Genomic DNA, 21,212 nt, shown 5'->3' on the forward strand with positions numbered 1-21,212 from the left:
ATTAAGCATCATGCCAACTTCCGTGCATGATGCCATTGATCTAACAGAGTGAATAAGGCAGCACATAGAGCCAGCCCGAGCCCTGCCATACAGGTCATGCTCCATCCACCATGATGCCAGGCATATACGCCTAAGGCCGAACCACAAGCTCCCCCAATAAAGTACAAAGTCATGTAGAGTGAGTTCACCCGTGATTTGGCATCTGGGCGCAGGCGAAAAATCACGTTCTGGTTACAGCTATGAGTAATTGCAAGTCCCAGATTTATCAGCCCATAACCCAAGATATAACTCAGCAAGGACACTGCACCAAAATACAGGAAGAGCCAGCTTCCAATCAGGATAAAGCAGCCGGTCCAGCTGAGTATTTTGATATGGCCACGATCGGCCCATTTGCCAATAAACTGCGTAGAAAGCGCGCCAAATACACCCACCAGAGTGACCAGTCCGACCATAACATCAGAAAGCTGAAAAGGTTCCTGGGTCAATAGCAGGGCGATGGTCGAGAACAACATGCTCATGGCAGCAAATGCACACGCACCTGTAAGTGAACGCAAAACCAGACGCGGCTCCTGCTTGAGTAATGCTGCCATGGATTTAAAAATTGCGGCATAGCTGATTCTCAGACGTGGCAAGCTCGGTAACTTTCCTTTTAGGTAAAAGCTTAAGGCCAGCATAATTATACCACTGAGGATATAAATCGTTTTCCAGTGAAACAGGTCGGAAAGTAACCCGGCAATACTGGTCGAGAGCAGAATGCCTACCAGCAAGCCACTCATCAGAAAGCCGACCACTTCTCCAGTTTTTTCCGGTTTGACCGCCATCGTAGCCAAGGGGATTAGAATCTGCGCCGCGACAGAAAACAGCCCTGCAATGATGGTACCGATCCAGAGCATTGGCAGATTCACTGCACTGGCACAAATAAATAATCCTGCTGCCGCACCCAGCATGAGAAAGGGGATCAGTTTGGTTTTATTTAACATGTCGCCCAAAGGCACAATAAACAGTAACCCCAAGGCATAAGAAATTTGAGCAAAGGTCACAGTGAGTGCCACTTGTGATTCAGGTACCTGATAATACTGCTGAATCGATGAAATCAGGGGCTGGGAATAATAGTTAGCGCCGGCACATAAACCGCATGCAATCGCCATCAGCCATAATAAGGGCTTGTTTTGACTGATATCGAGAGGCGTGTTCATAGGGTTAACCTTGTATTTAAGCTGGAAGAATTTAAATGAAAAAAGAATAATGTAGAAATTGAAGGCACTATAGGTCAGAAGTTATTACTTTAAAAGTAAAGAAATATTGTCATTATGAAAAATTGCCAGAGTTCAGGCAGATTAAGTAAAGGCTAGCAAGCTCACCTCGAAAATATGAGTGAATAGTTATGGAGTTTTTTAGCTTTTAATAAGAGAGCTGCTTCATTAAGACGCACCTCGGTGCAGATAAGGGTAAAAAAGGGGCATGAGGGTGAAAATAGTTGAATATTTACTCTATTTTGTTGCGCAAATATGGTGCAAAACCTGATTTTTCAATGAGTAAGTCAGATCCATACATTAATATAATAAATGGTCCTTAAGGTTTTTTTTGACCCTTTATCTGACGGTTTGAGACTTGAATCTTATAAGTGTTTAAAGATCTGTTTCCAGAACATAGCCCAATTTGGTCAGCTAAAAATCTTCTCAACAAACACTATCATTTTATAAAATATGTTTTGAATATCTAAAAAATTATTGTTTCTGCTTAAATATTAAATCTGTCAGAAAAGTCAAAACTAAAAAAGTGGTTCAGCTCAGGTCCTGCTATGAGTAGTCAGCAGATAAATCAAAAATCTGTACTTGTACCAAAAGATGCAACGATAATTGTCAGAATGATCAATGTAACAAAATAAATCAGAAATGTGTCTGTCTACCATCCAGTTAAATCTGGGTTGATTATCCAATGGAATGAATATCGTTTATAAATTCATCACCTATGAATCTCCAGCAAATGAAATAAATGTGCTATCACAGCGAAATTTTTTATGAATCATCAGTTCAAAATATAGGTATTTATTAAATAAATAGTGGGTAGTAATTTCAAACAGTTTGATTAGAATCCAAAAATTCAACAAAAACACATCCTGTGGGGAAACATCGTAAATCACGATGTTTACTTAAGAAAAATTAGCTTGAGGGACGCTCATGCAGATTGGAATTCCAGCCGAAACTGTTGTCGGTGAAAATCGCGTCGCTGCGACGCCTGAGACAGTAAAGAAATTGATCAGCGCTGGTCATAGTGTGGTGATCGAACGTGGTGCCGGTGTTAAAGCTGCCTACATCGACAGTGCCTATGAGCAAGTTGGTGCCAAAATTACGGATGATGCCTATACCGGTAGCCAGATGGTTTTGAAAGTTCGTGCACCCAAGGGTGAAGAAATTCAGAAGCTGTCTGCCAATACCACGGTGGTGGCGATGTTTGACCCATACCGCAATACCGAGCTTGACCAGTTCGCGGCGCAGAATGTGACTGCATTTGCTCTTGAGTTGTTGCCACGGACCCTGTCACGTGCGCAAAACATGGACGTATTGTCTTCGCAAGCCAACCTGGCAGGTTATAAATCAGTGCTTTTGGCTGCTGCTGAATACCAGCGTATGTTCCCGATGCTGATGACGGCTGCGGGTACAGTTAAACCGGCTCGTGTGGTGATCATGGGTGTCGGTGTAGCGGGTCTGCAAGCGATTGCCACTGCAAAACGTTTAGGTGCCATCGTTGAAGCCACGGACCTGCGTCCAACTGCAAAGGATCAGGTTGAATCTTTAGGCGGTAAATGGTTAGACGTACCGATGTCTGCTGAAGAGCAGCAGAAAGCTGCAGATGCTGCCAAAAATGGTTATGGCTGGATGCCGGGTGAAGAATACATCCGCGATCAGGCTGCAATTGTTGATAAAGCGGTATCGAATGCCGACATCGTGATTACCACCGCACTTTTACCAGGTCGTGATGCACCGCGTTTAATCCGAGCTGAAACTGTAGCCAAGATGAAACCGGGTTCAGTGATCCTGGATATGGCGGTGGAATCAGGTGGCAATGTTGAAGGTTCGAAATGCGGTGAAACCGTTGTCACTGAAAATGGTGTGAAGATTCTGGGTATTCCAAATATTCCATCGACGGTATCGACTGAGGCATCAGCCCTCTATGCACGTAACGTCTATAACTTTGTTGAAACACTTTTTGATGCAGACAAGAACTTTGTCCTGAATCAGGAAGATGAAATTCAAAAAGCCCTACTTGTCACTCACGGCGGCCAAGTGCTGTTAAAACGTGGTTAAGGAGCAGACTCATGGTTGAAACAATTACGATTTTCGTCCTGGCCATCTTCGTGGGTTACTACGTGGTTTGGGGAGTGACACCAGCACTACATACGCCGTTGATGGCGGTCACCAATGCCTTGTCATCGATCATTATTGTCGGTGCGATGATCCAGACTGTTGGTTTGCCTGTAATCGGCGTTGAAGGTGGCGTGGATTTCCAGACTATTAACGTGGTGAGCGTACTGGGTGCGATTGCAGTATTCCTGGCCAGCATTAATATTTTCGGTGGCTTTGCTGTAACTGCACGTATGCTGGAAATGTTCAAACCTAAGCAAAAGAAAAAAGAGGGTTAATACATGGAATTTATTCGAGATTATGCGGATTGGTTCTACCTGATTGGCGCCGTTCTTTTTATCTTAACGCTACGTGGTTTGTCTGGTCCTAAAACTGCGATTGCAGGTAACCGTTACGGTATGATCGCGATGGCGATCGCTGTAGTGACCACATTCTTTGTTGCCGACAATCCAGTGGTCTGGATGATTCTTGCGGCAATGGCAGCCGGTGCGGTGGTGGGAATTGCACGTGCACGTACCGTTCCAATGACCCAGATGCCGGAAACTGTGGCACTTATGCACTCACTGGTTGGTCTGGCTGCAGTCTTGATTGCAGTAGCGGCGATTATCCATAACAACAAGCTGATTGAATTAGGTCCAGACTTGTTGGCAGCGAATGGCGTTGCATTCCATGCGATGAGCAAGGTTCACTTGTTTGAACTGTTTGTGGGCTGTTTCGTGGGTGCAATTACCTTTACAGCATCAGTTTTTGCTTATGGCAAGCTGGCTGCAAAGAAATGGGCAAAAACTATTTCTGGTGCGTGGGTAAAACCGGTTCAGGCAATGATTTTTGTTGCAATGCTGGGCTTTGGGATTCATTTCTTCCTGACGGGTAGCATGACTTCTTTCTGGGCGATGACAGGTCTTGCACTGGCATTTGGCTGGGTGTGGATTGCACCGGTAGGCGGCGGCGATATGCCAGTTGTGGTTTCACTGTTGAACTCATTCTCAGGTTGGGCTGCAGCAGGTATTGGTTTCACTTTAGAAAATAACATGCTGATCGTTGCCGGTTCACTGGTCGGTTCTTCAGGTGCAATTCTGTCTTACATCATGTGTAAAGCAATGAACCGTTCCATCATCAACGTACTGTTTGGGGGTGCGATGGGTGGTAGTGCAGCACCGACAGCAGCAGCTGGCGAACAGGTGCAGCGTAATTACCGTTCAGGTTCAGCAGATGATGCGGGCTTCCTGATGTCGAATGCGGACAGCGTAGTCATTGTACCGGGTTATGGTATGGCACAAGGTCGTGCACAGAATGCGGTAAAAGAACTGGCAAACTTGCTGAAAGAGCAGGGCGTAACGGTTCGCTTCGCGATTCATCCGGTTGCAGGCCGTATGCCTGGTCATATGAACGTACTTCTTGCTGAAGCAGATGTTCCTTATGAGGACATCCTGGAAATGGACGAGATCAACTCGGACTTCCCGGCAACTGATGTGGTTCTTGTCATTGGTGCAAACGACGTGGTTAACCCTGCGGCGAAAGATGATCCAAGTTCTCCAATTTATGGCATGCCAATTTTGGAAGCACATAAGGCGCGTACCATCATGGTGATCAAGCGCTCTATGGCAACCGGTTATGCAGGTCTGGACAATGACTTGTTCTATAATGACAAAACCATGATGATCTTCGGTGATGCCAAGAAAGTTGTGGAAGACATGACCAAAGCGATTAATGGTACCGGTCACTAATCATTTAAATCATTAGAATCCCCCTGAGTCCCCCTTTAATAAAGGGGGATTTTTTTATATCTTGAAAAAGCATTATTCTGTGGTCATCAAACTTCTATGTTTATGATGAATTGATCCTAAAATACCAATCAAATCGGTGCATAAGACAAGATGAAAATTAAAGAAAAATAGCTGATTGAGTTGTATTAATGCTTATAAAGTTGGATGAACAGGCAATAAAAAAGCGACCTACACAGGTCGCTTTCTTGAATATTCGGTTTTTACGCTACAGAATCAGTATCTGTAGGATTGCGCCATAAGCTTTCTAGGTCATAGAATTTACGTGCTGTTGGAAGCATGCAGTGAACAACCACATAACCGAGGTCGAGCAGGATCCATTCAGCATCACGTTCGCCTTCTATACCTAGAGGGCGAAAGCCAGCTTTACGTGCTTCTTCAGCAACATTATTGGCCAGTGATTTGATATGACGAGTCGATGTACCACTTGCAATGACCATAGCATCAGCTACATTACTGATACCGCGAACATCAAGCTCAACAATTTCTTTTGCTTTTACATCTTCAAGTGCAGCATGTACGACTTTTAAACAATCCTGTACAGCTTGAGAATTTGAATTCATAGTAAGATCGTGAGAATTAGAAGCGCTGGGCGATGGTTCTAAATTCATGGGGGGTGTAATTTCCTAACAATTATGCATGATCTAATATAGCGGTTTTAGTCCAAAATTTCAAATCAGACCACATTCTACTCAGTCATGCTCCGCAAAGAATTCGTCTTTCCAGGCAAAGGAATCACAGGAGTGTCCGCTGGGTTTATACTCGGCAGCCACGTACCCTTGATAATGGTTATGTTTTAACCACTGAAATATATCATGATATTGAATTGAGGCCGTATTGGGTTGATGTCGTCCCGGACAATCCGCAAACTGGATATGGCCAATCGACGCAATATTTTCTTGCAAAGTTTCCAATACATCTTCGCCCATCATCGCCATGTGGTAGCAGTCATACTGCATTTTTAAGGCCGGATGTTGAACTGCTTCGAGCATTTCCTGGGCCTGAGCAACATTTTGAATCAAGAAGCGTGGCATATCGATGCCATTGATCATTTCAAAGACCGGTTCAATTTGATGGTCAAGCAGCATTGAGCAAGCCATTTTCAGATTACTTGCTAGCGTACTTAGGCAGGGCAACAGGTCACAATCCACAGGCTGTTTTCCTGCCAGAATGTTCACCCGGGGTACATTCAGTGCGGTAGCATACTGGATGGCCTGCTCAACCGCATGACGAAACTCGATTTCCCTTCCCGGAATGCCAGCCAGGCCATGACCACCCTGCATTAAATCACCTGCCGGTACATTAATTAGGCACAAGTTCAGCTGATGGGTGCTGAGCTGGTTTTGAATCTGGCCAATACTGAGTTCATAAGGAAACTGGATTTCCACATGATTAAAACCCTGCGCACGAGCCAGCGCGAAGCGTTCGATGAGTGGCACTTCAGTAAAAATCATCGACAGGTTGACGGCAAGTTTAATCATGTCTTTCTCTTTAATATTCGAGGCTGCATAAATCAAGCGTTATGAATGTTTTAGTTGCTGGATTACAGTGGCCAGATCTGCTTCGGCAAAGCCTTGAGCCTGATGGGCCTGTAACTGTGATAATGCCTGAGTCGCGACCGGAACATCCAGGTCAAAGCTGTGGGCCAGTTGCACGGCATTATTCAGATCCTTGGATAAGGTCTGGACTTTCCATTGCACTGGTACAAAAGTCTGGGTGGCCATACGCGGCGCCAGAATCTGAAAAGGCTTGGAGTCGGCAAAACCACCTGCCAACGCTGGCGCCAGTAAGCGGGTATCTACCCCAGCAAGGCCAGCCAGGGCTACGGCTTCTGCAATCAGGGTACTATTTGCTGCGACAATCAGCTGATTACAGATTTTGGTCGCCTGACCGGTGCCCGTATCACCCATACGGGTGACACGCTGGGAAAGTGCTTTATAGATCGGCTCAAGTGATCTAATTGTAGCGGCATCACCACCAGCAAAAATTACCAGACTGCCTTGTTCAGCCCCGGCGGTACCCCCTGACACTGGAGAATCAATCCAGATTGCTTTCTTGGTCTGTACTTGTGCGGCAAGTGTTTGGGTTTGCTGTACAGAAAGGCTGGAGAAATCTACAATGACTTGATCAGCGACCAAATATGGTTCGATCTGATCAAAGACAGATTGCATCGCCTGATCATCTGCCAGGCAGGTAAGAATCACCGGATAATTGGAAATCTGGTCTAGAGACAGCGCAGTCGCACCCTGATCCAGCAAGGGATTACAGGCCGCAGGTGTACGGTTCCAGACCGCCACCTGAAAACCTGCCTGAAGCAGACGCATAGCCATGCGAGTGCCCATTAATCCCATCCCTAAGAAGGCAATTTTAGTATCAAGATTCAACTGCATACTTTCCTTTATTCCTTGTTTTGACTCAGACTCGACTTATTTGTATTGGCGTGGCACAAATTGAACCTCTGGGTTCTTGTCCTTTTTACGGGCCAATTGACTGTTTTTACCCAGCAGCAATTTCAACTGCCAGATTTTTTCCATACGCAGGGATTTATTCGGACGATGCTGCATGGCATCCAGTACAAATTTAGAGGCCATCAGCGCATCTGGAGAACGCTGCAGCATTTCCTCAGCCAAAGCCTGTGCTCTCGCCAAGGGGTGTTCATCGACATGGGTGATCAGACCGATTTCTTTGGCATATTTGCCCTCAAAAATCCGGGCAGTCAAAGTGAGCTCTTTGGCCAGATCAATCCCAATCAGGCCTTTCAGTGAGCGGCTGAGTCCCATGTCTGGCACCAGTCCCCAACGGGTTTCCATAATCGACATTTTGGTGTCAGGATGAGCAATACGTATGTCTGCGGCCAGAGCAAGCTGCATGCCGGCACCAAAACAGAAGCCCTCCATCGCAGCGATCACCGGGACGGGTAATTCCTGCCAGACCAGAAATGCTTTTTGAAACAGGCTTTGACCGGGGCGGATCAGCTCCCAGGCAGCGTAAGCACGATTTTTAGGATTGTTTAAATCGGCCAGATCAATGCCGGCACTAAAGACCTGGGCTTCACCGGTTAAAATCACACAGCGGATGCTTTTATCTTTTTTGATTTTCTGTGCAGTCGCGACCAGTTCGCGCAGCAGGGCAAAGCTCATGGCATTGCGTTTATCTGGACGATTCAGTGTAACCGTGGCAATGCCGTTATTTTTTTCCAAGCGTACAAGTGACATGGCATTCTTCCGTAATTTTTCCTGGCTTGAGCATAGCATGCAGCCTTTGGGCTTGCATGACAGCCCAGTCACACTTCTCAAATCATGAGCTGAGCCGCTTCAAATCTTTAATTCAAATGTTGCTTCAAAATTTGCTGGGCAGCCTGTTCAACCTGTTCAACCACGGCTTTGAGTTCATCAAAATATTTCAGTACATCTTGCACAAAACTTTCATCGGCCTTACGGCGTTCTTTGCGCAGGGTCGAAACGAACTGCTCAAAGCCACCCGTGACTTTCTGCAAAGTCGGTGCTCCGACATAGCGGGTCGCACCGTAAAGGCGATGCAGCACATGTTCAAGTTGTGGAAAATCTTCCAGTTCAATCAGTTGCTGCATTTCAGCGAGTTCATCCGCAAAGCTGTCTACTAGCATGCGTAACAGGTCTACCGCCAGGTCTTCTTTATTGGCTGCCAGTTGCAGGCTTTGCTGCCAGTCCAGAATATTCGGATCCAGGGCATCAATCACATTGGCACGTTCCAGTACCGGAATCCGTTTAAAATGCTCGGTGGTCCAGTGTGTCAAAATTTGGATAATCTGCTCGATCTGGATCGGCTTGGTAACATAGTCATCCATGCCATTTTGCAGCAGTTTATGTTTTTCATCAGAAAGCGCATGCGCCGTCAAAGCAATAATCGGCAGGCGGTTATGATTTTCAAAAGTCGATTCCAGCGAGCGAATGGCGCGGGTGGTATCAATTCCCGACATCACCGGCATCTGGATATCCATAAAGACCAGATCAAAAGCGGGCTGTTTCTGCTCATAACGGCGCTGGATAATATCGATCGCTTCCTGTCCGTTGAGGGCTTTGGTCGTGGTGACATTGAGTTCGCCCAGCAAGGCTTCCAGAACAATCAGGTTGGGCAAATGATCATCCACGGCCAGAATATGCAGACCTTGGCCATTAAATTCTTCATGCTGTTCCTGATTAAAGATCGGCTGATTACCGAGCAGCTGAATCAGCGCGCTGCGGCTGAGAGGCTGATGCAGGGCACGGGCACGATAGTCATTAAGCATGCTCGGATCCAGCTGCATCTGATAACCATATACCGCCAGATGTCCCTGATAACGTGAACGGATTTCACATAACAGAACTTCACTGTCACCACTATGATCAACAATCAGCCAGGTATTTTCGCTATCCTGCAAATGGTTCAGACGGCTGAACAGATCTAGAATTGATGCGCATTCAATGTGTTTGACCTGATAATTCTCGAGATACTGCCGTAGCACGTTCGCAGTTGCCGGATGTGCAAGATAAGAAATGACAGTCAATTCGCTGAAATTTGGATGCTCAATCACGTTATTTTCATCAACCAGGAACTGGGCAGTAAACCAGAACGTCGAGCCTTTTTCAGTCGGGGCACGTTCCTGATTGTCTTCAAACCCGATCTGGCCATGCATCAGGTTCACCAGCTGTTTGGAAATTGCCAGCCCGAGACCGGTACCGCCAAACTGGCGGGTCACCGAGGTATCGCCCTGAGAGAAGGATTCAAACAGTTTTTTACGGTCTGTACCACTCAGGCCAATACCGCTGTCCTGCACACTGAAATGCAGCAAACACTGATCCTTGCCATCATGTTCCATGCGAGCCCGGACAATGATTTCTCCATCCGGGGTGAATTTGATCGCATTGGAAATCAGGTTGGTCAGAATCTGCTTAAACCGCAGCGCATCACCAATGATGTGTTTTGGCACGCCGTCAGCATAATAAAAAGCCATATCAATATGTTTTTGTGCTGCCAGAGGCGACAACATGTCCATCACATCAAAGATCGCTTCTTCCAGGTCAAAAGGTGCCGTTTCCAGTTCCAGTTTGCCGGCGTCAATTTTGGAAAAATCCAGGACATCATTAATCAGTGCCAGTAAATGCGCAGAAGATTTACGGATGGTCTGCAAATACAGGCTTTGCTCGTTGCTGAGATTGCCCTGACGTAATAACAGATGAATAAAACCATCAATACTGTTCAGTGGAGTACGCAGTTCATGGGAGATATTGGCCAGAAACACAGACTTGGCCTGGTTGGCCGAGATCGCCTGGTCACGTGCCTGACGATAGGTAATATTCTGGACTTCTAAAGTATCAAGGGTGCGGCGCAAATCATCTTCGGTCTGCTCGGTATGTTCACGCAATTCCAGAAAGCTAAAATGCAGACGTTTCACCGCATTGGCAATATCACGTTGCAATAAACGCAACTCTCCGGTGCTATTAATCACCATATGCTGGCCGAGGGTATCGGCATTCAGGCGTTGCAACTGCATGCGGATTTCATACATTGGTGCAATCCAGCGCCGTGAATAAAAATTCAGGCAGAGAAGCAATAATAATAAGGTCAGTAATCCGGTTGCAATCAAGACAATCATTACCCGATAACGGGCAATTTCCAGAGGCTGATTATCCAGTTCAATCGCCAGCCAGCCAGGAGAAAAAGTGTTTTCATTTATTTTAAGGGCGTAGACATGATTGTTCTGATACAGGATCGGACCGACAAAATTGCCGCTTTTCTCAAAATCGGGCCAGGCAGCCTTTTCCTGAAAGCCGATCCCTAAACGTTTTTTGCCATTTTCGTCCAGAACCGCTGCCCGTAACAGATGCTTTTCATTCAGCATGTTCTGCATGGCATTGTGAGCCTGGTCATATTGCCATGGATACAGATTCAAGATATCCAATGCATATTCTGCAGTTCCTTGGAAGCGGGTCAGAATCGCGATGGCCATCTGCTTTTGCTGCGCACGTGCGGCATTCGAGGTTTCAGTCAACACCAGCATGGCACCAACACAGGCCAAAATGGTAATTGGCACAAAAATCAGCGCAATCAGCTGTCCATAGGCATGATTTAAGTGTAAGCGTTTAAACAGCTTTTTGTTGATAGTTGACATGATTTAAGCAGTATTTTCTTTATGCCTGGCATATTAACATGCTTTAAATCCACAGTTAAAATTTAAGCACTATTTTTATAAATGTTCGGATTAGGGATTAAAAATACAAAAGATTTGAGTCAGTTTTGCTCAAGCAGGCCTAGGGCAAGAACCCGGAACTTTCAGGGTGAATAGTGCAGGGCAGAATAGTACTTTTATTATATAAGCTGACCGCTTTATCTGAGCAGATTACAGGGAAATGCCGTGGATGGCTTGATACTTGACGAGTTTTGGCGAGTTTTCTGAAAAAGCCCTGCTAAATGAGTGCAGGGAAAAGCATTTTTTCATACAATAGCCGCACCTCGATATAGGTGCAAATAATGAGTAATACCACCCCTGATTTTCAAGCAGATGAATTTTTGTTGGACCATTATGTAGGCAAAACGCCACTGGTGCGTTTGCAGCGTCTGGCAAGTCACACTCAAGCTACAGTACTCGCGAAACTCGAAGGCAATAATCCGGCAGGTTCGGTGAAAGACCGCCCGGCCTATAATATGATCATGCAGGCGGAAAAACGCGGTCAGATCAAACCGGGTGATACCCTGATTGAGGCGACGAGTGGAAATACAGGGATTGCATTGGCCATGGTGGCTGCAATGCGTGGCTATAAAATGAAGCTCATTATGCCTGCAAGCTCAAGCCAGGAACGTAAAGATGCCATGCGTGCCTATGGTGCAGAGCTGATTGAATCTGAAAGTATGGAACATGCCCGTGATTTGGCATTGCAAATGGAAAAAGACGGCATCGGTCTGGTGCTGAACCAGTTTGGTAACCCGGATAATCTGGAAGCACACTATTTGACTACGGGTCCTGAAATTTGGGAGCAAACCGGTGGCAAGATTACGCACTTTGTGAGTTCGATGGGCACGACAGGTACCATTATGGGTATTTCTAAATACCTCAAAGAACAAAACCCAAATGTGCAAATTGTCGGTTTACAACCTTCAGAAGGTTCAAATATTCCGGGTATCCGCCGTTGGCCGAAAGAGTATCTGCCTACGATTTTTGATGCCAGCCGTGTCGATGAGATCATGGATATTCCGCAGATTGAAGCAGAGAAAACTGCACGTCAACTGGCACGTCTGGAAGGAATCAGTGCAGGCGTATCTTCCGGGGGGGCAGTATGGGCATCTCTCAGAATTGCTGAACAACACCCGGATGCTGTGATTGTATGTATTGTGTGTGACCGCGGTGACCGTTACTTGTCTACAGGGTTATTCTCTGTAGAAGATACTGAATAATTTCTGAGACCTATATATGCGCTTGCCTGTTTTAACTTTCGATATTGAAACCCAAACCGATCTCAGATCAGGGGCGCATCTGTTTGGCCTGGACTTGCCTGAGGCAGATCTGGATCAGGCGCTGACCAAATTACGCCGTCAGGATTCAGGTTCGGATTTTCAGCGTTTGCCGCTGCATGAAATTGTCTGTATTTCCGGTTTATGGATCGATGAGCAGGGCATGAAGCTGTTTTCGTTTAGCCGGGAACAGCATTCTGAAGCAGAAATTTTGAAAAAATTCTTGTCCATTTTTGACAAGCGCCATCCGACTCTAGTGAGTTGGAATGGCTCACAGTTTGATTTACCAGTAATTTTATACCGTGCCATGTATCATGGGCTCTCTGCGCCGAGTCTGTTCGATCAGGGCGAAATTGATACGCAAAAGCGTTATAATAACTACCAGAATCGTTACCATCATCGTCATGTCGATCTGATGGATGTGATGGCCATGTTTCATGCCCGTCATTTCCAGAAGCTGGATGATGTGGCACATTTGCTGGGTTATCCAGGCAAACGCGGTGACGGCGTTTACCGTATACCCGAATATGTCCGCAATCAGCAATGGACCGAACTGACCTCTTATTGTGAAGGGGACGTCCTGAATACCTGGCTGGTTTATATTCGCTGGCTGTTACTAAAAGGACAGCTGTTGCTGCCTGATTATCAGCATCTGGTCCAAAGTACCATCCAGTATTTGCACACCCAGCCGCAACATGCAGAATTTTTATCAGTCTGGCGTGAAACTTCACAACGTACTGAATTTACCCAATTTGATTTTCCCATTTCCACACCCTAGGTTTTCATGAAATATCGAGCACAAGCACGTCCTACCCAGCAACCCGAGTACATTTTTCAGGTTGAAGCCCTTTCACATGAAGGACGTGGCATTGCTCACTATGGTTCGCATCCGGATCATCCGCTGGAAAAACATGGCAAGAAAGTCTTTATACGCTATGCCTTGCCAGGTGAAACCGTGCGTGCCCGCATTACCCGTGAAGTCAAAAAACTTGAAGAAGCTGACAGCCTTGAATTGCTGGGCGATGCTTCTGAAATTCGCGTGGAACCCATCTGCCCGCATTTTGGGTCTTGTGGCGGTTGCAATATGCAGCATATCGCGCCAGATGCCCAGATTGAGTTGAAACAGAATGTCTTAAAGTCACATTTACAGCATTTTGCTGGAATCCAGCCTGAGCAATGGTTGCCCCCCTTACGTTCACAACGTGAAGATTATCGCCGCAAGGCCCGAATCGGTGTGCGTTATCTGCCTTCCAAAAAACAGCTGGTGGTGGGCTTTCGTGAGAACCAGTCTAACAAACTGATCCCGATTGATCGCTGCATGATTCTGGATCGCGAGTTCGGTTCGGTTACGCGTCTTAAACAATTGCTGCAAGGTCTTAACGGTAAGGCGGACATCGGTCATATAGAATTGGCGATGGGAGATCAAGAGATCGCACTGCTGGTGCGTGAAACTGCAAAATTATCTGCCGAAGATGTCAACCAATTGCGAGAATTTACGTTACAGAAAGGTTGGCAACTGTATGTTCAGCCTGCTGGAAAAGACGCGCTGTTGCGTATAGATCAGCCAGAGAACGCTGCACGCTTACACTATGGTCTTGATGACTTTGATGTAAAATTCGGTTTTAATCCACTGGACTTTACTCAGGTAAACTCAAGTATCAATCCGCAAATGGTGCGATTGGCATGTGATTTGCTACAACTGCAACAGGGAGAGCGGGTTTTAGATCTGTTCTGTGGATTAGGAAACTTTTCGTTGCCGCTTGCGCGCTGTGTTGGTGCATCGGGTCAAGTGATTGCAGTAGAGGGAAGTGAGGAAATGGTTCGACGTGGTGCAGAAAATGCCAAAAACAATGGTATTGCACAAATATCGTTCTATTCACAAGATTTAACCAAAGATTTTTCGCACCATGCTTGGGCAAATCAAGGTTTTGATGCATTATTAATCGACCCGCCACGTGCCGGCGCAGAAGAAGTAATGCACTATATTCCTAAGTTTGGAGCAAAAAGAATCGTTTATGTGTCATGTAATCCTGCGACACTCGCCAGAGATGCAGGACTATTGGCACAACAGGGCTATCGTCTCACCCGGGCGGGAGTGATGGATATGTTTACACATACTGGACATGTGGAATCAATCGCATTGTTCGAAAAAGAAAATCAAATAAACGATTAAAGAAATGATGTTTTTAAAAGTAGGAGAAGGGTATGGTCACAGTACGTGAGCAACTCCCTGGACGACTTAATGAGTTGTCGCAGGAGACGACTGTAGAACATGCCGAACAAGCACACCAGGATCTGACTGAATGGTTGGATCGGGTTCGTGGCATATTAGATGGCGCACCTTTAACGCAGCTCGAAGAAGTCGCCCACTTAACATTAGAAAGAGAGCTGCAAAGTACGGTCCAGCACCGCTCCAATACCTTTTATACCGGTATTGAGATGGCGGATATTCTGGCTCATCTGCATGTGGATGAAGATACTTTGTCCGCAGCCATGCTGTATCGTGCTGTTCGTGAAGGCGTCATGCCACTCGGTGAAGTACTGGAAAAGTTCGGCGAACAGGTGCATAGTCTGGTCAAAGGTACGCTTGCCATGGGTAAGCTGTCCGAGCTGATCGAAAAAAATAAGCGTCTGGAAGATCATTTTAACAATAACCAGCGCGAGCATCTGTCTGGCATTTACAAAATGCTGATCTCTGTCACCGAAGATGTGCGTGTCGTTCTGGTCAAGCTGGCCGAACGTACCTATGCGTTGCGTGAACTGGCCAATTCCTCGCGTGAGCGTCAGGAACGGGTTGCCCGAGAAATTCTGACCATTTACTCGCCACTGGCACACCGTTTAGGTATTGCCCAGCTAAAATGGGAGCTGGAAGATCTGGCTTTCCGTTATCTTGCGCCGGAACGTTATAAAGAAATTGCTTCCTTACTGAATGAAAAGCGTCTCGAGCGTGAACAGTATATTCAGTTTGTGATTGAAAAATTACGCAATGAATTGTCCGAGCATGGCATTGAAGCCGAAATTAACGGCCGGGTGAAGCACATTTATTCGATTTATCGGAAAATGAAAAGCAAGAACCTGAGCTTTGACCAGCTCTATGATATTCGTGCTTTACGGGTACTGGTGAAAAGTGTGCCGGAGTGTTACCACACTTTAGGTATTGTGCATCAGATCTGGCGCCACATTCCGCATCAGTTTGACGACTATATTACCAATCCGAAAGCCAATGGCTATCGCTCCCTGCATACTGCGGTCATTGCCGAGAACAAGTCACTTGAAGTGCAGATTCGTACCCATGCAATGCATGAGGAAGCTGAACTTGGAGTATGTTCACACTTTAATTATAAAGAAGGTGCAAAAACCACAGATCGCTCCTTTAACCATCGTCTGCATTCCTTGCGTGCGGTGCTTGAGCATTATCAAGAACGTAATGAAAGCAGTGCACATAAAGAATCTGAAGATGAAATAGAGAATTTTGAACATATTCAAGATTTCGAAGGTTTTGAAAAGATCTATGTGTTTAGCCGTGATGGTGATATCAAAGAGCTGCCGCGTGATTCGACGGTGCTGGACTTTGCTTATCATGTGCATACCGAAGTCGGGAACAAGTGCTATGCCGCACGGGTAAATCAGCGCTATGTGCCGCTGACCTATACTTTGAAAACTGGTGAACAGGTCGAGATTCTGACCAAAAAAGACCGGGAACCGAACCGGGACTGGCTGGTTAATTCGCTGGGTTATATCAAAACTGCCCGTGCGCGGGACAAGCTGCGCCACTGGTTCCGCCAGCAAGATCGCAGCAAGAATCTGGAAGTTGGCCGTGAAGTACTGAACAAGGAACTATCACGTCTGGCAATTCACCCGAAATCGATTGATCTGAATGATTATTGTAGTCACTTCAATGTCAAAACTGGCGATGACATTCTGGTCAATCTGGTCAATGGTGATATCAGCCTGCATGCCCTGATTAATCAGGTGAACCGTCACATGCATCTGGATCAGGACGAGCCTGAGCTGGTGCTGAAACCTGCCCTGAACCCGCGTGCCAGTCATACGCTGTCAGCGCACGGTATTCTGATTGACGGTCTGGATAACGTGGAATTGCATATTGCCCAATGTTGCCAACCCGTGCATGGCGAATCGATTGCCGGCTATATCACTTTGAATCGGGGGGTTAGCATCCATAAGGTCGCTTGTCCGGACTATGTGCGTATGATTTCTCAAGAGCCTGAACGTGCGGTAGAAGCAGACTGGGAAATGCAGCCAACACGTGGTCAGAGCGTACAGATTGTGGTGGAAGCTTATGATCGACGCGGCTTGCTGAAGGATCTGACTCAAGTCATTTTCTCGGATCAGATCAATATCCGTCAGGTGAATACCATTTCGGAGGCGGACGGTATTGCCAATATGAAGCTGTTGATTGAAGTCAAAGGTCTGGCACAACTTTCCAAACTTTTGGCCCGTCTTGAACAACAACCGGGAATTATCAGTGCACGTCGTCTGGTGCAAGGTACTTAATTTCCATTATGTAAGTTTAAAAAGCCTGCAATTCAATTGCGGGCTTTTTGATTGTAATCTAACTAAATCATATGCATAAAAAATAGACCAGCAGACCGAGATGAGTGTGACTGAAATATTTGAACGTAGACGGAATAACTTGGCCAAGGTCATTGATCTGTTGATCGAGACGCAGCAATTTAAAACTGGCAAAGAGATCTGTGAGCATTTCGGCTTGTCTGCGTCATATATCGCACAATTACTGAATAGCAAACGCCAGATCGGCGAGAAAGCAGCAAGAGAGTTGGAGCAACAACTGGGTCTCAATGCTTTAATCCTGGACCAGTCAGCTGAACCCAAAGTAGAGTTATCTCCACTTTCAGAGCAAGACAGACTGTTTCAGATGCAAGTAGCGCAACAGCAGGCATTCACACTTATTCCTATAGATTCAGCGCTCTCAATCAATCAGGATATTTTTCATCTGCAAGTACAGCATTATGCGATTCAGGTAGCAGGACCGTATTATGTCCCCAGCTTAAAGCCGGGCTGGTGGCTGATCTGTAATGAACAGGTAGAGGCGTCCGGATCGGATATTCTTTGTGTGTATCTGCTCAATGGCTTGCAGCTTATTTTGCAACTGGTCAGTGACACTCAGGATCATTATGAGTTTCAAAGTCTGAATGAAACCAGAAAGGTAGTTTTTCAAAAAACTGATATTGAGAAAATTCATCCCGTCATTGCGATTCTTCCCACGGCTAGTATGTTCAAATAGCAGAAATAATTCAGCCCATCATAAGACGGGCTGAACGATGAACATGCAAATAGAACTGATTATGGAATCGGGTTCTCGTCTTCAAATTCTGGCTTCACCTGAACAATAAAGTCCTGACGGTTTAGACCACGCCACAAGGCAAAGGCCGTACCGATATAGATGGATGAATATGTCCCGACAAAGACACCGACAAACATCGCGATCGAGAACCATTTCAGACCATCACCGCCTATCAGCATCATGGCAAGCACCACCAGCAATAAGGTCATGGAAGTATGAATGGTACGACGCAAGGTTTCAGTCAGGGCGATGTTAACAATTTCGACCGGTTCTGCACCACGAATTTTACGGAAGTTCTCACGGATACGGTCAGAGACCACGATATTATCATTGAGCGAGAAACCGATGATCGCAAGGAGTGCAGCAAGTACAGTCAGGTCAAATGGCCATTGCATCATCGCAAAAATCCCGAGGGTGACGATAATGTCATGGAATAGCGACAATACTGCACCCATGGCCAGTTTGAACTCAAAGCGGATGGTTACATAGACCAGCATCAGCAGGAGCGCCAGTGCTACAGCACCAGCAGAACGCACATAAAGCTCGTTACCCACCTGACCACCGACGACATCGACCTTTGGTACTTCTGCCGGATTATTTGGCAATTGAGCCGCTGCTGTAACCGCTAGAGTCAAGTCTTCAGCTTCGATATCGTCCTGTACGGGCATACGCACCATCAGATCACGTTCTGAACCGAGGGTTTGAACCACGGCATCATTAAAACCGGCTTTGCTGAGTGCTTGGGAAACCTGTTCCGGTTTGACCGGATTGGCATAATTCAGTTCAGCTGCCACACCACCGGTAAAGTCCAGACCGAGGTTTAGACCTTTGGTGGCAATAAAGAAGATACTCGCAACCGTTAAGAGGATTGAAAACAATGCCGCAGGCATTGCAATCTTCATAAACGGGATAATGCGTTCGTTTTCCGGGCGACCATACTGTTTTTGATCCAGTTGAGTATTTTCAGTCATCATTGATCTCCTTAAATGCTCAACTTTTTCAAGTTACGTTTTTTGCCATAAATGATCTGTACGATTGCACGTGTTACTGTAATGGCAGTAAACATTGAGCAGACAATACCAATCATTAAGGTCACGGCAAAGCCTTTGATCGGACCTGTACCAATCGCGAATAGAATGAATGCTACCAGAAAGGTGGTCAAGTTCGAGTCGAAAATAGTGTTATAGGCCCGGTCATAACCGGCCACAATCGCCTGTTTTGGCGAAGCTCCCCATTTCATTTCTTCCCGTATTCGCTCACAGATCAGTACGTTGGCATCGACCGCCATACCAATGGTAATCACAATACCGGCAATACCCGGCAGGGTCAGGGAAGCACCAATCCACGACATGACTGTCAGAATCATTGCCAGGTTAAATATCAGGGCAAAGTTGGCAATCAGGCCAAACACGCGGAAGAACACCACCATCCAGATGGCAACCAGGAGGAAACCGATCTGAGTTGAAAGCACCCCTTTGTCGATATTCTCTTGACCCAGACTTGGACCAATCACACGTTCTTCAACAAAGTACATTGGCGCAGCCAACGCACCTGCACGAAGCATTAATGCAAGTTCAGCCGCTTCCTGTGGCGAGTCCAGACCGGTAATACGGAACTGAGAGCCCAATACCGCCTGAATGGTCGCAGCATTAATCACGACAGCTTCAGTATATGGCGTACGGACTTCAGTTTGAGTGCCAGTTGCCGGGTCTTCCACATAGTTAATGCGCTGTTTGTTTTCGATGAACAGCACTGCCATACGTTTACCAACCGCATTACGGGTCGCATCCGACATCAGCTTGCCGCCTGCGCTGTCCAGCGTAATGTTCACTTCTGCACCGCCAGTGTCCTGGCTAAAACCACTGGATGCATTTTGAACACGTTCACCAGTTAAAATACGGTTACGGTTCAGAAGGAGCTGACGACCACTGTCCAGTGATTCATAGGCAAAGACTTCTGTGCCCGGTGGCAATGCACCTGTAGCCTGACCGGTATATGGATCGATGTATTGATCATTCAGGTCAGATACCAGACGGAACTCAAGGTTCGCGGTACGGCCCAGGACACGTTTCGCTTCAGCTGTATCCTGCACACCCGGAAGCTCAACCACAATACGGTTACTGCCTTGGGTTTGAACCAGTGCTTCAGCCACACCTAACTCGTTAATACGGTTACGTAAGGTAGTCAAGTTCTGGTTGACTGCATAAGATTCAATTTCTTGCTTACGCACATCGGTATAGTTCAGACGTAAGGTCGAACCGGTACTGGTTGCAACAGCCTGCTGGGTAAACTCATTGCCGTTACGGCGCAAGAAGTCCATCACTGCAGCACGATCATCATTGTTGGCAAACTGCATCACAATGGTGTTGTTGCTTAAAGTCAGGCTATTAAATTTCAGGTTGTTATCACGCAACTGACGACGGAGATCCGTCGCAGAGGTTTCCATACGCTGGGCAATGGCCTTGTCCATATCCACTTCAAGCAAGAAGTGGACACCACCACGTAAATCCAGACCAAGCTTCATTGGTTTGGCACCAATTTTTTGCAGCCATTCTGGGGTGGTTGGGGCGAGGTTAAGTGCAACCACGTACTCATCACCTAAACCACGACGTAAAGCCTCTTTGGCTTTAAGTTGCGCTTCACTTGAATCTACACGTAATAGGGCTGCATTGTTGCTAAAGCTATTGTCATGAGTGGCAATATTTTCAGTTTTTAAAATTTGCTCTGCTTTTTGTACGATGCTTGCATCAATTTGAGTACCGGCTTTGGCACCCGAAATCTGTACAGCAGGTTCATCTGGATACAAACTTGGCAGGGCATATAAAGTACTGATCACCAGAACAACCAGGATCAGTACATATTTCCATGCTGGGTAACGCATTCGTTTTCTTCTTAAAATGAAAAAGTCGTGCGAGGGCACGACTATTTTTGATTAAAGGTTATTTAAAGTGCCTTCAGGTAGAACTGAGATTACACTTGCGCGTTGAACTTTGACTTCTACACCGCGGCTCAATTCAACCACTGCGAAGTCACCTTCAATCTTGGTGATTTTGCCCATTAATCCGCCTGCAAATACTACTTCACTGCCAACGCCCAGACTTTCAACCAAAGCACGGTGTTCTTTGGCACGTTTAGATTGAGGACGCCAGATCAAGAAATAGAAGATTGCAATAAAAACAGCAATCATCAAAAGGTTCGCTATCATGCTTGGTTGTTGTGCAGCTTCACCTGCAGCGTGAGCAGTCGAAATAAAAAGGCTCATTACATTTT

17 protein-coding genes are annotated in these 21,212 nt (G+C 46.3%); 8 read left to right on the top strand and 9 right to left on the bottom strand.

The window, feature by feature from the left end; all coding sequences use genetic code 11:
* Window positions 1-8: 8 nt before the first annotated feature.
* The gene (locus H9629_RS12470) at window positions 9-1,196 is read right to left on the bottom strand and encodes an MFS transporter (RefSeq protein ID WP_064095219.1); all 1,188 of its coding nucleotides are present in this window, start codon (window positions 1,194-1,196) and stop codon (window positions 9-11) included.
* Between the two features lie 984 nt (window positions 1,197-2,180).
* On the opposite strand from H9629_RS12470, the gene H9629_RS12475 reads away from it, so the two are divergent.
* From H9629_RS12475 to H9629_RS12485, 3 genes are read left to right on the top strand one after another with little or no spacing between them, the layout of a single operon-like run.
* A complete protein-coding gene (locus H9629_RS12475; protein ID WP_064095218.1) occupies window positions 2,181-3,308 on the top strand; it encodes a Re/Si-specific NAD(P)(+) transhydrogenase subunit alpha in 1,128 nt (375 codons plus the stop codon).
* An 11-nt stretch (window positions 3,309-3,319) separates the two neighbouring features.
* Window positions 3,320-3,643, top strand: a complete 324-nt coding sequence (locus H9629_RS12480) for a proton-translocating transhydrogenase family protein (protein ID WP_064095217.1) — start codon at window positions 3,320-3,322, stop codon at window positions 3,641-3,643.
* Window positions 3,644-3,646: 3 nt separating this feature from the next.
* Window positions 3,647-5,092, top strand: a complete 1,446-nt coding sequence (locus H9629_RS12485; RefSeq protein WP_064095216.1) for an NAD(P)(+) transhydrogenase (Re/Si-specific) subunit beta — start codon at window positions 3,647-3,649, stop codon at window positions 5,090-5,092.
* A 260-nt stretch (window positions 5,093-5,352) separates the two neighbouring features.
* Here H9629_RS12485 and rsfS read toward each other — a convergent pair whose 3' ends face one another.
* The 5 genes from rsfS to H9629_RS12510 all read right to left on the bottom strand — a co-directional run bounded on the left by rsfS (window position 5,353) and on the right by H9629_RS12510 (window position 11,279).
* The gene (gene rsfS / locus H9629_RS12490; RefSeq protein WP_064095215.1) at window positions 5,353-5,760 is read right to left on the bottom strand and encodes a ribosome silencing factor; all 408 of its coding nucleotides are present in this window, start codon (window positions 5,758-5,760) and stop codon (window positions 5,353-5,355) included.
* An 81-nt stretch (window positions 5,761-5,841) separates the two neighbouring features.
* Entirely contained in the window at window positions 5,842-6,630 is a 789-nt protein-coding gene (locus tag H9629_RS12495; RefSeq protein ID WP_064095214.1) for a hydroxypyruvate isomerase family protein, read from the bottom strand.
* A gap of 39 nt (window positions 6,631-6,669) precedes the next feature.
* Window positions 6,670-7,539, bottom strand: coding sequence for an NAD(P)-dependent oxidoreductase (locus H9629_RS12500; RefSeq protein ID WP_191731198.1), 870 nt, complete (start codon window positions 7,537-7,539; stop codon window positions 6,670-6,672).
* 36 nt (window positions 7,540-7,575) lie between these two features.
* Window positions 7,576-8,364 carry a crotonase/enoyl-CoA hydratase family protein gene (locus tag H9629_RS12505; protein ID WP_064095212.1) on the bottom strand — a complete coding sequence of 263 codons (789 nt, stop codon included), beginning with the start codon at window positions 8,362-8,364 and terminating at the stop codon, window positions 7,576-7,578.
* A 107-nt stretch (window positions 8,365-8,471) separates the two neighbouring features.
* Window positions 8,472-11,279: a GacS-like sensor histidine kinase gene (locus tag H9629_RS12510; protein ID WP_191731199.1), complete on the bottom strand. Its 2,808-nt coding sequence runs from the start codon at window positions 11,277-11,279 to the stop codon at window positions 8,472-8,474.
* A gap of 359 nt (window positions 11,280-11,638) precedes the next feature.
* On the opposite strand from H9629_RS12510, the gene cysM reads away from it, so the two are divergent.
* The 5 genes from cysM (at window position 11,639) to H9629_RS12535 (ending at window position 17,882) form a co-directional block, all read left to right on the top strand.
* Complete coding sequence (gene cysM / locus H9629_RS12515) at window positions 11,639-12,559, top strand: cysteine synthase CysM (protein ID WP_191731200.1); 921 nt, start codon at window positions 11,639-11,641, stop codon at window positions 12,557-12,559.
* A 16-nt stretch (window positions 12,560-12,575) separates the two neighbouring features.
* Window positions 12,576-13,394 carry a 3'-5' exonuclease gene (locus H9629_RS12520; protein ID WP_191731201.1) on the top strand — a complete coding sequence of 273 codons (819 nt, stop codon included), beginning with the start codon at window positions 12,576-12,578 and terminating at the stop codon, window positions 13,392-13,394.
* A gap of 6 nt (window positions 13,395-13,400) precedes the next feature.
* Window positions 13,401-14,789, top strand: a complete 1,389-nt coding sequence (gene rlmD / locus H9629_RS12525; protein ID WP_191731202.1) for a 23S rRNA (uracil(1939)-C(5))-methyltransferase RlmD — start codon at window positions 13,401-13,403, stop codon at window positions 14,787-14,789.
* A gap of 32 nt (window positions 14,790-14,821) precedes the next feature.
* Window positions 14,822-17,131 (top strand): RelA/SpoT family protein, encoded by a 2,310-nt coding sequence (locus H9629_RS12530; protein ID WP_064095207.1) that lies wholly within the window; start codon window positions 14,822-14,824, stop codon window positions 17,129-17,131.
* 100 nt (window positions 17,132-17,231) lie between these two features.
* Window positions 17,232-17,882: a S24 family peptidase gene (locus tag H9629_RS12535; protein ID WP_191731203.1), complete on the top strand. Its 651-nt coding sequence runs from the start codon at window positions 17,232-17,234 to the stop codon at window positions 17,880-17,882.
* Window positions 17,883-17,941: 59 nt separating this feature from the next.
* Here H9629_RS12535 and secF read toward each other — a convergent pair whose 3' ends face one another.
* From secF to yajC, 3 genes are read right to left on the bottom strand one after another with little or no spacing between them, the layout of a single operon-like run.
* Entirely contained in the window at window positions 17,942-18,916 is a 975-nt protein-coding gene (gene secF, locus H9629_RS12540) for a protein translocase subunit SecF (protein ID WP_191731204.1), read from the bottom strand.
* Window positions 18,917-18,924: 8 nt separating this feature from the next.
* Entirely contained in the window at window positions 18,925-20,823 is a 1,899-nt protein-coding gene (gene secD / locus H9629_RS12545; RefSeq protein WP_064095204.1) for a protein translocase subunit SecD, read from the bottom strand.
* 51 nt (window positions 20,824-20,874) lie between these two features.
* Entirely contained in the window at window positions 20,875-21,204 is a 330-nt protein-coding gene (gene yajC, locus H9629_RS12550; RefSeq protein ID WP_064095203.1) for a preprotein translocase subunit YajC, read from the bottom strand.
* Window positions 21,205-21,212: the final 8 nt, after the last annotated feature.

It is taken from the genome of Acinetobacter pecorum (assembly GCF_014837015.1).
Classification (GTDB): domain Bacteria; phylum Pseudomonadota; class Gammaproteobacteria; order Pseudomonadales; family Moraxellaceae; genus Acinetobacter; species Acinetobacter pecorum.

Excerpts from the sequence above, each read along its gene's own strand:
- H9629_RS12485 (WP_064095216.1), top strand. The coding sequence starts at position 3,647 with ATGGAATTTATTCGAGATTATGCGGATTGGTTCTACCTGATTGGCGCC.
- rlmD (WP_191731202.1), top strand. The coding sequence starts at position 13,401 with ATGAAATATCGAGCACAAGCACGTCCTACCCAGCAACCCGAGTACATT.
- yajC (WP_064095203.1), bottom strand. The coding sequence starts at position 21,204 with ATGAGCCTTTTTATTTCGACTGCTCACGCTGCAGGTGAAGCTGCACAA.
- H9629_RS12505 (WP_064095212.1), bottom strand. The coding sequence starts at position 8,364 with ATGTCACTTGTACGCTTGGAAAAAAATAACGGCATTGCCACGGTTACA.
- cysM (WP_191731200.1), top strand. The coding sequence starts at position 11,639 with ATGAGTAATACCACCCCTGATTTTCAAGCAGATGAATTTTTGTTGGAC.
- H9629_RS12530 (WP_064095207.1), top strand. The coding sequence starts at position 14,822 with ATGGTCACAGTACGTGAGCAACTCCCTGGACGACTTAATGAGTTGTCG.
- secD (WP_064095204.1), bottom strand. The coding sequence starts at position 20,823 with ATGCGTTACCCAGCATGGAAATATGTACTGATCCTGGTTGTTCTGGTG.
- secF (WP_191731204.1), bottom strand. The coding sequence starts at position 18,916 with ATGATGACTGAAAATACTCAACTGGATCAAAAACAGTATGGTCGCCCG.
- H9629_RS12500 (WP_191731198.1), bottom strand. The coding sequence starts at position 7,539 with ATGCAGTTGAATCTTGATACTAAAATTGCCTTCTTAGGGATGGGATTA.
- H9629_RS12520 (WP_191731201.1), top strand. The coding sequence starts at position 12,576 with ATGCGCTTGCCTGTTTTAACTTTCGATATTGAAACCCAAACCGATCTC.
- H9629_RS12475 (WP_064095218.1), top strand. The coding sequence starts at position 2,181 with ATGCAGATTGGAATTCCAGCCGAAACTGTTGTCGGTGAAAATCGCGTC.
- H9629_RS12495 (WP_064095214.1), bottom strand. The coding sequence starts at position 6,630 with ATGATTAAACTTGCCGTCAACCTGTCGATGATTTTTACTGAAGTGCCA.
- H9629_RS12470 (WP_064095219.1), bottom strand. The coding sequence starts at position 1,196 with ATGAACACGCCTCTCGATATCAGTCAAAACAAGCCCTTATTATGGCTG.
- H9629_RS12510 (WP_191731199.1), bottom strand. The coding sequence starts at position 11,279 with ATGTCAACTATCAACAAAAAGCTGTTTAAACGCTTACACTTAAATCAT.
- rsfS (WP_064095215.1), bottom strand. The coding sequence starts at position 5,760 with ATGAATTTAGAACCATCGCCCAGCGCTTCTAATTCTCACGATCTTACT.
- H9629_RS12480 (WP_064095217.1), top strand. The coding sequence starts at position 3,320 with ATGGTTGAAACAATTACGATTTTCGTCCTGGCCATCTTCGTGGGTTAC.
- H9629_RS12535 (WP_191731203.1), top strand. The coding sequence starts at position 17,232 with ATGAGTGTGACTGAAATATTTGAACGTAGACGGAATAACTTGGCCAAG.